Raw genomic sequence first — 2738 nt, 5'->3', positions numbered from 1 at the left:
GTGTGGGCGCGATGCGTGGCCGGCAGCGCCGCCAGCACCGGCGGCAGGTTCGGCCGGCCGTTGCCGGCCACGCCGTTGGCGAGAATCACCTTGCGCGCGGTTTCCACCGCCGCCCGCTCACCGCCGGCGTCGCGAATGCGCAGGTGCACGCGAAAATGATCGCCGGCCGGCTCGATGCGCGCGAGCGTCACGCCGTAACGGATCGGAATCCGAAGGAACGTGCGATACCACGCCAGATATTCGGCCCAGCGCTCGCGCGGAATCCGCTCGAACGCGTCGAACGCCGCCGCGCCGTACTGCGCGTCGTGCCAGGCGCGAAAGCCCAGGCCCGGCAGGCCGGTTTCCGGCCCCACCAGCGTCTTCGGCGTGCGCAGCAGCCGCATCCGGGCGCGCGTGAGCCACACGCCGACCTGCGATGCGTCGGGCGCGGCGTCGATCACGCTCACGCGGCCGATGCCGGCGCGGCGCAGGCCATACGCATAGGCCGCGCCGCTCTGCCCGCCGCCCACGATCAGCACGTTGTGGTCGATGCCGGGGCGATCGGGCACCCAGTTCTCTGGATCGGGGCCCGCGAGGCGCAGCGTATCGAGCGCATCGCGATCGGGGTTCGGCAAGTCGGACATCGGGTTCCTCCGGCGGAGCAACGGGCGGCCGACGAGCCGGCCCGCGTGTCGGTTGTACGAAACGAAAAGGCAATAGCGAAGCAGTATCGAACGCACCGGCGGCCCGGCCAACCAACGATTCGCGCTATGCATATCGCAATGCATGGCCCGGGATCGGCAACCGGGAATCCGGCAATAGGAAATCAGATTTCGTTCGTTGTCCGCGCGAATCGGCGCGTGCTTGAATGCACCGGCTGTGACACGAGCGCCGCCGGCGCGCCGACCGGCGCTATCGCGGCATCCGCGCCAATGTAACGGCCGCACGCGCGCTGAACCGGGCTGCGCGCGGCCGACGAACGAACCGATCGACTCCGTGAACACGACTCTCGCGCTGCCCGCGCACGACACCGCCGCCCCCAATACACCGTTTCTGCCGGCGCCCTCGCCGGCCGATTTCCCCGACAGCCCCGTCTCGCGCGTGTTCGCGCAGCCGCTGATGCTGGGCCTGTTCCTGCCGATCCAGGCCGGCGGCTGGAGCGCCTCCACGCTGCCGCGCGGCACCGATTGGAGCTTCGACTACAACGCCGCGCTGGTCGAAAAGGCCGAGGCGCTCGGCTTCGACCTGGTGTTCGCGCTGTCGCAATGGCTGCCGAAAGGCGGCTATGGCGGCGTGTTCAACGGCCAGGCGCTCGATTCGTTCATGACGCTGGCGGCGCTGACCGCGCGCACCGAACGCATCATCCTGGCCGCCACCAGCCACGTGCTGTACGGCCCGTGGCATCCGCTGCACTTCGCGAAGTTCACGGCCACGCTCGACCATATCTCGAAGGGGCGCTGGGGCATCAACGTGGTCACCGGCCACCGCGCGATCGAGCACGAGATGTTCGGCTGGCAGCGCATCGAGCACGACCACCGCTATGCGATGGCGGCAGAATTCCTCGACGCCGTCAAGCAGCTGTGGGTGCAGCCCGAGAACTTCTCGTTCACGCCGGAACTGTCGCGCTGGAAGCTCGGCGAGGCGTTCGTCACGCCGAAGCCGCGCTACGGCCGCCCGCTGCTGATCAACGCCACCGGCTCCGATGCGGGCATCGAATTCGCCGCGCGGTATTCGGACGTGGTGTTCATCACCAGCCCGGGCGGCCCGACGCTCGAAGCCGCGCTCGATTCGGTGCCGGCCCACGCCGCGCGCGTGAAGGCCGCCGCCGCCGCGCACGGCCGGCGCGTGCGCACGCTGCTCAATCCGATGGTGATCTGCCGAGAGACGGCCGCCGAGGCGCGCGAGTATCGCGACGCGATCGTCGCGCACGCCGACGAGGGCAGCTTCCACCGCTTCGACAGCGACGCCCGCGCCTGGCGCGGCGGCGCGGAGGAGCGCGCCAAGGCCGAGCATCGCGCGCTCGGCGGCAACATGTCGATCGTCGGTTCTCCCGAGGAAGTGGCCGACGCGATCGTGCGCCTGCACGCGGCCGGCGTGGACGGCGTGCAACTGAGCTTCTACGACTTCGCGCCCGATCTCGACCTGTTCGGCCGGCGCGTGCTGCCGCTGCTGCGCGAAGCCGGCCTGCGTCACTGATTCACTCCGCCTGATCCGTCTCGACAGCAGCGTTCACTCCGAGGAGCCCGCGATGCCCCAGCTCTGGTACACCCGATGTCCCGCGCCCACGCCGTTCGGCGTGGCGATCCGGCAAGGCCGCCTGCACGACGAATTCGCGCGCGACGGGCTCGGCATCGCGGCACTGCAGGACGCCGACGATCCCCAGATCCGCCGCTCGCATTTCACCCACAGCCAGCCCTGGTCGTTCCGTCAGGGCGGCAATATTCCGGCGCTGTGGGCACGCGCCCAGGGCAGCGACACGCGGCTGATCGCGCTGTCGTGGGTCGACGAATTCCAGGCGCTGATCGCGCTCGATCCGGCGCTGGCCGCCTCGCCCGAGGCGCTCGCGAAGGCGCGTTTCGGGCTGCCCGTCAACACGCGCGCGAGCGTGGTGGATTTCCATCGCGCCACCGCGCTGCGCGGCTTCGATTCGCTGCTGGCCGTGCGCGGCATCGCGCTCGACGCGATCGCGCTGGTGGCGCTGCCCCACGCGCCGCGCAGCCTCGAGGACGCCGCCGCCGGCGCGGACCTGCCCGTGAGCC

Annotated in this window: 2 protein-coding genes and 1 pseudogene; 2 read left to right on the top strand and 1 reads right to left on the bottom strand. The window is 70.6% G+C overall.

The features are described from left to right. A partial coding sequence (locus G3N92_RS32695; RefSeq protein WP_206131660.1) for an FAD/NAD(P)-binding protein occupies positions 1-623 on the bottom strand: 623 nt, incomplete at its 3' end. A 352-nt stretch (positions 624-975) separates the two neighbouring features. Here G3N92_RS32695 and G3N92_RS32690 point away from each other — a divergent pair. Next, positions 976-2175 carry an LLM class flavin-dependent oxidoreductase gene (locus tag G3N92_RS32690; RefSeq protein WP_206131659.1) on the top strand — a complete coding sequence of 400 codons (1200 nt, stop codon included), beginning with the start codon at positions 976-978 and terminating at the stop codon, positions 2173-2175. Between the two features lie 52 nt (positions 2176-2227). Next, positions 2228-2738: pseudogene (locus tag G3N92_RS32685) on the top strand (ABC transporter substrate-binding protein); the annotation flags it as partial.

It is taken from the genome of Burkholderia sp. Ac-20379, assembly GCF_017104645.1.
Taxonomy (GTDB): domain Bacteria; phylum Pseudomonadota; class Gammaproteobacteria; order Burkholderiales; family Burkholderiaceae; genus Burkholderia.
The sequence above is the reverse complement of the archived record's forward strand: the minus strand, read 5'-3'. Positions and strand labels throughout refer to the sequence as shown.